Origin of the sequence: Mesorhizobium sp. M2A.F.Ca.ET.039.01.1.1 (assembly GCF_003998035.1) — a bacterium.
Lineage (GTDB): Bacteria > Pseudomonadota > Alphaproteobacteria > Rhizobiales > Rhizobiaceae > Mesorhizobium.
Genome location: NZ_RZRY01000274.1, coordinates 1 through 7872, shown reverse-complemented (window position 1 = coordinate 7872; position 7872 = coordinate 1). Strand labels below are relative to the sequence as shown.

The window sequence follows — 7872 nt, the reverse complement described above, 5'->3', positions numbered from 1 at the left end:
CTCTCGCGTCGTCATTCTATGGCGGAGCAAGGAGCGAAGCGACGCGCGCAGACCATAGAATCCATTCCGTGACATCGGAGCGCCGCATCGGTGCAAATTCTGCGTCGCTGCGTTCCTTGGCGGAGGGAACGGAATGGATCCTCGGGTCTGCGCTCCGCTTCGCGTCACTCCGCCCGTGGATGACGAAATGAGAGGCGCTGCCGCTATTCCTCCAGGAAAGGGTTCAGATCGCCTCGCCCTTGAGCAGCCTCGGCGTGTCGCCGGAGAGGCCCGAGGCCTGGCGGATGAAGAAATCCTTCAGCCTGGGCATGCGCTCGACCAGCCCGAGGCCGAGATCGCGGACGGCGCGCAGCGGGCCAATGTCGTTGGAAAACAAACGGTTCAAGACATCGGTGGTGACGCCCATCTGCAGCGTGTCGAAGCGGCGCCATTGCTGGTAGCGCTCGAGCACGTCGAGGGCGCCGATGTCCTGGCCGAGCCGGTCGGCCTCGACGATGACTTCGGCGAGCGCGGCGACATCCTTGAAGCCGAGATTGAGGCCCTGGCCGGCGATCGGGTGGATGCCGTGCGCGGCGTCGCCGGCGAGCGCGATGCGCGGCGCGACGAAGGCGCGGGCCAGCGTCAGGCCGAGCGGCCAGGCGCGCGGCTTGTCGACGACCCTTATTTCGCCGAGCTTCAGGCCGAAGCGCTGCTCCAGATCGTGCTCGAAGACGAACTCGTCGCCCTCGACCAGAGCCTTGGCGTCTTGCGTGCGCTCCACCCAGACGATCGACGAGCGATTGGTTCCGTCCTTGTCCGGCTTCAGCGGCAGTGTCGCGAAGGGGCCGGCTGGCAGGAAATGCTCCTCGGCGCGGCCGTTGTGCGGGCGCTCATGCGCCACCGTGCAGACGATGCCGGACTGGCCGTATTCCCATTTGACGGTCTTGATGCCGGCCAGGTCGCGCAGCCTGGAGTTGACGCCGTCGGCGGCAATCAGCAGCCGCGCCTTCATCGCCGCGCCGTCGGCCAGATGCACCGTGATGCCGGCGCCGTTGACGTCGAAGGCGCTGACCGCGACGCCTTCGATGATATCGATGCCGAGCTTTTCGGCGCGGCGGCGCAGCGCGCCGTTCAAGTCACGGTTGGCGACCATGTGGGCGAAAGGCTCGCCCGGCGCCACCTCGCCGTCGAAGGTCAGGAACACCGGGCGCACCGGGTCGGCGGCGCGCGAATCGGTGATGATCATTTCGGTGATTGCCTGCGCTTCCGGCGCGATTTCGTCCCAGACACCGAGCTGCTCCAGCATGCGGCTGGCGGCGGCGGCGATGGCCGAGGCGCGCCCGTCCCGTTGCCAGACGCCCGCAGGCGCGGCGTCGACGACGGCGATGGCGAGGCCCGGCCGCGCCTGCTTCAGCGACACGGCCGCGGTGAGGCCGACATAAGCCGCGCCGGCGATGAGCACGTCGAGCGGCGCTTCGCGGTTCGCATCGGCCTTTGCTCCATCCGGCTTGCGGTCGACCATGGCATCATCCTTTCGCGGCTTCGTCGCGCCGCCGCTTGCGGCCTTGACTGGCCGTACATCCTGTCCGAAACCGGCCATGGCGCATCCCTTGAAGGATTTCAGACATGACGGCGGCCATGGACGAGCTTCTCGACATTCTCGACCTCGAGCAGCTCGAACACAATCTGTATCGTGGTCGCAGCCCAAAGGTCGACTGGCAGCGCGTTTTCGGCGGCCAGACCATCGCCCAGGCGCTGGTCGCCGCGCAGCGCACCGTGGAACCGGAGCGCCATGTGCATTCGCTGCACGGCTATTTCATGCGGCCCGGCGACACCAAGCTGCCGATCGTCTACGACGTCGACCGCATCCGCGACGGCGGCTCCTTCACCACGCGCCGGGTCGTGGCGATCCAGCATGGCCAGGCGATCTTCTCGCTGGAGGCTTCGTTCCAGCAGGACGAGATTGGCCTTGAGCACCAGATGCCGATGCCGCGCGACGTGCCGGCGCCCGACACGCTGCTGTCCCAGCGCGAGCTGCTCGGCAAATTCGGCGAAGCGGTGCCGGAAGGCATCAGGCGCTACTGGGATCGCGACCGGCCTATCGAGATGAAGCCGGTGATGCTGAAGCACTATACGAGCCGCGAGAAGCTGGAGCCGCAGCAGAACATCTGGATCCGCACCACCGGCCCGGTGCCCGAAAACCGTGCGATACAGGCGGCCGTGCTCGCCTACCTCTCCGACATGACGCTGCTCGACACCTCGACCTTCGCGCATGGCCGCGCCATCTTCGACCGCGACATCCAGGCGGCCAGCCTCGACCATGCCATGTGGTTCCACCGCAGCCACTCGCTCGACGACTGGATCCTCTACAACCAGGACAGCCCGTCGACGCAAGGGTCGCGCGGCTTCACCCGCGGTTCGCTGTTCGCGCGGGACGGAACGCTCATCGCTTCGGTCGCCCAGGAAGGCCTGATCCGACTCAAGCGCTGAGCCGGCTTCTGATCGATGCCTGCCAAGCAGGCATTTTTGAAATCTTGCCTATTTTTTGATCACGACACCCGATGCGGCCGCGCACAAATGATGTGCGCAGGCCGCTCTGCCCCTTTGTTTACAACAGGTTAACGCCATGCTTCGGCAATTGGCACGGAGCTTGAATCCTGTCGGGCACTCTCCGGCTCTCCTCGGGATCGGTGTAGGTGTGCAAACGCGGGGGACCGCAACAGCAAAGGGTGAAACCTTATGAAAATCGTGATGGCAATCATCAAGCCGTTCAAGCTCGACGAGGTGCGCGAAGCGCTCACCGCCGTCGGCATCCAGGGCCTGACCGTCACCGAAGTTAAAGGCTACGGGCGTCAGAAGGGGCACACGGAAATCTATCGCGGCGCGGAGTACGCGGTCAGCTTCCTGCCCAAGATCAAGATCGAGGTCGCGGTCGGCGCCGACATGGTCGACAAGGCCGTCGAAGCCATCACTTCGGCCGCCAAGACCGGCCAGATCGGCGACGGCAAGATCTTCGTCTTCGGCATCGACCAGGCGGTGCGCATCCGTACCGGCGAAACAGACACCGACGCGCTCTGAGCGGCGACCATCCATTCCAACGGAGAGTTAAATGAATATTCCTTCCACCTTGAAGACGACGGGACGCGCGGCCGCTTCGCTCGCTCTCGTAGCGCTGAGCACCGCCGCCGCCTTCGCGCAGGAGGCCGCTCCGGCGGCGCCTGCGGCGCCCGCCGCTCCGACCCCGGTTCTCGACACCGGCAATACCGCCTGGATGCTGACCTCGACGGCGCTGGTGCTGATGATGACCATTCCGGGCCTGGCGCTGTTCTACGGCGGCATGGTGCGCAAGAAGAACGTGCTCGCCACCATCATGCAGAGCTTCGCCATCACCTGCCTGGTGACGGTGCTGTGGTTCATGTTCGGCTATTCGCTCGCCTTCACCACCAACGAATCCGCCAGCTTGAACAGCTATGTCGGCGGCTTCTCGCGGTTCTTCCACCACGGCATCACCGTCTCGACGCTCTGGCTGCCGGGCGTGGCGAATATTCCCGAATTCGTCTTCTCGATGTTCCAGTTGACCTTCGCCATCATCACGCCGGCGCTGATCGCCGGCGCCTTCGCCGAGCGCATGAAATTCTCGGCGCTGCTGATCTTCATGGGCCTGTGGCTGGTGTTCGTCTACGCGCCGATCGCGCATTGGGTGTGGGGCGGCGGCTTCCTCGGCTCGGCCGGTGTGCTCGACTTCGCCGGCGGCACGGTCGTCCACATCAACGCTGGTGTCGCGGGCCTGGTCTGCGCGCTGGTGCTGGGCAAGCGCGAAGGCTACGGCACCACCAACATGGCGCCGCATAACCTGGTCTACTCGGTCATCGGCGCCTCGCTGCTGTGGGTCGGGTGGTTCGGCTTCAACGCCGGTTCGGAACTGGCGGCCGATGGCCTTGCCGGCGCCGCGATGATGAACACGCAGGTTGCCACCGCCGCTGCGGCGCTCGCCTGGATGTTCGCCGAATGGATCGTCGCCAAGAAGCCTTCGGTGCTCGGCATCATCTCGGGCGCGGTCGCTGGCCTAGTGGCGGTGACGCCGGCCTCCGGCTTCGTCAACCCGACCGGCGCCTTCATCGTCGGCATCCTCGCCGGCGTCATCTGCTACATCTCGGCGGTCAAGCTCAAGCATGCGTTCGGCTATGACGACTCGCTCGATGCCTTCGGCGTGCACGGCGTTGGCGGCATCGTCGGCGCGCTGCTCACCGGCGCGCTCGCCGATCCGACGATCAACGCGCTCGGCAAGGACGCCTCTGTAGGCAAGCAACTCTACGGCATTGTCTTCACCATCCTGTGGACGGCGATCGCCACCTTCGTGATCCTCTACATCGTCAAGGCGCTGGTCGGCCTGCGTCCGTCGACCCAGGAAGAGGTCGAGGGTCTCGACGTCACCCAGCACGGCGAAGTGGTGCCGTAAGGCTGCCTTTGCCCTTTGCATGGGCGCAATTCCGGAGGGTTTCATGCCTTCCTGGAATTGCCCCGAGGGCCGGCGGATCCTCCTCCCGCCGGCCCGGAATTCCTCCCAAGATCCCGTCGTGATGTCTCGAAAGGGCTCACGCCTTGAGGCCCGGAACACCCTTCCGGGCCTCCTTTTTTGTCCAGAGCCCGAAGCCGACTGCAAGACGGCCTGGGCGGCGACGCCCAAGGACAAGCAAGACAAGATGATAAAGGAGTGCCAGGACGCGGCGATGAGCAAGCCTCACGCCGAATTCTGCGCCAATCTGATGGCGTATGGCGGCGCCAACAAGTGATGCCCGAGGTCGGGTCCGAAAAGGCCTGATCGTTTCGGCGTTTCAAGCAAAGGTGGCGGGCTTCGCGGCTCGCCACCGTCGTTCCGCGCCATCTCCGGTAAAGGTCCATGGTTAATGCGGCCTTAACCTTCCCCCCGATAGTCTGGCGTTCGAATCTGCCGGAATGCGCCATGCGCCCGGCCAGGCAACGATCACGGGGAAGAGCATGCGTTCAGGCGCCTCAGCACCGCTCGCGCTGACCGATACGGGGCACGGCATCCAGGCATTCGCGCGGCGTCAGGTCGGGCGGCTGGCCGGCGCCGGGCTGTTCCTGTTCACCGCCTTCGGCATCGCGGCTTTGGCCACGTGGAACGTTGCCGACCCGAGCTTCTCGCACGCCACCAGCAACGTCGTCACCAACGCCATGGGTTATGCGGGTGCGGTGTTCTCCGACCTTGCCATGCAGTTCTTCGGTCTTGCCGCCGTGGCCGGTCTGGTGCCCGCGGTTGTCTGGGGCTTTCTGCTTTTCACCGCGCGCGGCGTCGACAAATTGCCGAAGCGCGGCTTCGCCTGGTTCGGCTTCGCGCTTCTGGCCGCGGCCATCGCCGGCTGCGTGACGCCGCCCAACACCTGGCCGCTGCCGACCGGGCTTGGTGGCGTCTTCGGCGACATGGTGCTGAAGATCCCGGGCATCGCCGTCGGCGGTTACCCGAAAGGGCTTTTCGCGACGATCATCGCGGTCGTCCTCGCCGCGCCGATGTTATGGCTGTTTGCCTATGGCTCGGCGCTGATCGCGCGCAAGAACGGCTTCGCCGTCATGGAGCGCGCTGCTGCGCCCGATCCGCGCGAGCAGGACGAGATGCTGTTCGACGAGGATGAGGACGAGGGCGACGAGGGCATCCTGGCGCTCGGCGCCGTCACCCATTGGTGGCTGTCGTTCCGCGCCTTCTTGCATCGCCGCGCCGAGCGCCGCAGGCGGGAGCGCGACGAGTTCGAGCCGCCGATGCAGCCCAAGTCCAGCGCATGGCGGCGCGCCGCCGAGCGCGTCGAATCGGCCGAGTTCGCCGAAAGCCGGGTGAGCCCGGGCGGCCGCGCCCGTGTCGAGCCGGAATTCTTCGCCGCCATGGTCAACGACCGCAGCGCTTCAGTCGATCCGGCGGACCAGGATATTTTCGAAAACGAGCAGGACGAGGACGTCGACCTCGACGACTTCGACGACGAGGCGCCTGCCCAGCGGCGCGGCGCGCACGCCAAGGTGCAGAATTTCCGCTCCGATGCCGCGACCCGTGTCGCGGCGCCGGCGGCGCGGCCGGTGCCGGGCGCCCGTGTGCAGCGCGAGGCGCAGACCTCGCTGATCGGCTCCGACACGTTCGAGATGCCGTCGCTGCATTTCCTCTCCGAGCCGAAGAACGTCGCCAAGGATCCAAGCCTGTCGAAGGACGCGCTGGAGCAGAACGCGCGGCTTCTCGAAGGCGTGCTGGAGGATTTCGGCGTCAAGGGCGAGATCATCCATGTCCGCCCCGGTCCGGTCGTCACGCTCTACGAGCTGGAGCCGGCGCCCGGCATCAAGTCCTCGCGCGTCATCGGCCTGTCCGACGACATCGCCCGCTCGATGAGCGCGATCGCCTGCCGCGTCGCCGTGGTGCCTGGCCGCAATGCCATCGGCATCGAGCTGCCCAACGCCAAGCGCGAGACGGTCTATCTGAGGGAGATCATGGCCAGTCGCGACTTCGAGACGACCAAGGCGAAGCTGGCGCTGGCGCTCGGCAAGACCATCAATGGCGAGGCGGTCATCGTCGACATCGCCAAGATGCCGCATGTGCTGGTCGCCGGCACCACCGGCTCCGGCAAGTCGGTCGCCATCAACACGATGATCCTGTCGCTGCTCTACCGGATGACGCCGCAGGAATGCCGGCTGATCATGATCGACCCGAAGATGCTCGAGCTCTCCGTCTATGACGGCATCCCGCATCTGCTCACGCCGGTCGTCACCGATCCGAAGAAGGCGGTCGTGGCGCTGAAATGGACCGTGCGGGAGATGGAGGACCGCTACCGCAAGATGTCCAAGGTCGGCGTGCGCAACATCGACGGCTTCAACGCACGCGTTCAGCAAGCGGAGAACAAGGGCGAAAAAATCTCGCGCACGGTGCAGACCGGCTTCGACCGCCAGACCGGCGAGGCGATCTACGAGACCGAGAACCTCGATCTCGAGCCGATGCCCTATATCGTGGTCATCATCGACGAGATGGCCGACCTGATGATGGTGGCCGGCAAGGATATCGAAGGCGCGGTGCAGCGGCTGGCGCAGATGGCGCGCGCCGCCGGCATCCATGTCATCATGGCAACGCAACGTCCTTCGGTCGACGTCATCACCGGCACGATCAAGGCGAATTTCCCGACCCGCATCTCCTTCCAGGTGACGTCGAAGATCGACAGCCGCACCATCCTTGGCGAGCAGGGCGCCGAGCAGCTGCTCGGCATGGGCGACATGCTCTACATGGCCGGCGGCGGGCGCATCCAGCGCGTCCACGGTCCGTTCGTCTCGGACGACGAGGTCGAGCGGATCGTCGCGCATCTGAAGCTGCAGGGCGTGCCGGAATATCTCGACGCCATCACGGAGGACGATGAGGAAGAGGACGAGGATGGCCCGTCCGGCAAGGGTGGTTCCGGCGGCGGTGGCGCCGGCAATTTCGAGGATTCCGACGATCCCTACGACCAGGCGGTGGCGGTGGTGCTGCGCGACGGCAAGGCCTCGACCAGCTACATCCAGCGGCGGCTCGGCATCGGCTACAACCGCGCCGCCTCGATCATCGAGAAGATGGAGAAGGAAGGCATTGTCGGCCCGGCCAACCATGCCGGCAAACGCGAGATTTTGGTGCCGACCGAGGACGACAAGTTCTAGGGTTTGCCGATATTCAGGTGAGGCCGGCCTGACCTGAATCTTGGCAACCTTGGCCCGACCAGACGTAGGTCAGCAGGCAACCGGAAATCGTCTGGCGCGTTTGTGCGAAGTTGTCGCGCACCCGCCAAACTTAGGCCCTAGTGGGAGTCCACATACTGCCACGACACGAATCACAGGAAGTGACCGGCATGAACACCCAGACCGAATTCGCCATCACCC

General features: G+C 65.5%; 6 protein-coding genes. 5 read left to right on the top strand and 1 reads right to left on the bottom strand.

All coding sequences use genetic code 11. The features are described 5' to 3' along the window. Positions 1-223: 223 nt before the first annotated feature. Positions 224-1501 (bottom strand): ubiquinone biosynthesis hydroxylase, encoded by a 1278-nt coding sequence (locus EOA24_RS20325; protein WP_126083648.1) that lies wholly within the window; start codon positions 1499-1501, stop codon positions 224-226. A gap of 104 nt (positions 1502-1605) precedes the next feature. Between EOA24_RS20325 and tesB the strand changes: the two genes are divergently transcribed. The 5 genes from tesB (at position 1606) to EOA24_RS20300 (ending at position 7653) form a co-directional block, all read left to right on the top strand. Continuing rightward, positions 1606-2469 carry an acyl-CoA thioesterase II gene (tesB, locus tag EOA24_RS20320; protein ID WP_126080485.1) on the top strand — a complete coding sequence of 288 codons (864 nt, stop codon included), beginning with the start codon at positions 1606-1608 and terminating at the stop codon, positions 2467-2469. 249 nt (positions 2470-2718) lie between these two features. Continuing rightward, complete coding sequence (locus EOA24_RS20315; RefSeq protein ID WP_027169082.1) at positions 2719-3057, top strand: P-II family nitrogen regulator; 339 nt, start codon at positions 2719-2721, stop codon at positions 3055-3057. Positions 3058-3106: 49 nt separating this feature from the next. Beyond that, positions 3107-4438: an ammonium transporter gene (locus tag EOA24_RS20310; protein WP_189343360.1), complete on the top strand. Its 1332-nt coding sequence runs from the start codon at positions 3107-3109 to the stop codon at positions 4436-4438. 43 nt (positions 4439-4481) lie between these two features. Next, positions 4482-4772, top strand: coding sequence for a hypothetical protein (locus EOA24_RS20305; protein WP_127258477.1), 291 nt, complete (start codon positions 4482-4484; stop codon positions 4770-4772). Positions 4773-4977: 205 nt separating this feature from the next. After that, positions 4978-7653, top strand: coding sequence for a DNA translocase FtsK (locus EOA24_RS20300; RefSeq protein WP_126080488.1), 2676 nt, complete (start codon positions 4978-4980; stop codon positions 7651-7653). Positions 7654-7872 lie beyond the last annotated feature (219 nt).

Excerpts from the sequence above, each read along its gene's own strand:
- EOA24_RS20305 (WP_127258477.1), top strand. The coding sequence starts at position 4,482 with ATGCCTTCCTGGAATTGCCCCGAGGGCCGGCGGATCCTCCTCCCGCCG.
- tesB (WP_126080485.1), top strand. The coding sequence starts at position 1,606 with ATGACGGCGGCCATGGACGAGCTTCTCGACATTCTCGACCTCGAGCAG.
- EOA24_RS20300 (WP_126080488.1), top strand. The coding sequence starts at position 4,978 with ATGCGTTCAGGCGCCTCAGCACCGCTCGCGCTGACCGATACGGGGCAC.
- EOA24_RS20325 (WP_126083648.1), bottom strand. The coding sequence starts at position 1,501 with ATGGTCGACCGCAAGCCGGATGGAGCAAAGGCCGATGCGAACCGCGAA.
- EOA24_RS20315 (WP_027169082.1), top strand. The coding sequence starts at position 2,719 with ATGAAAATCGTGATGGCAATCATCAAGCCGTTCAAGCTCGACGAGGTG.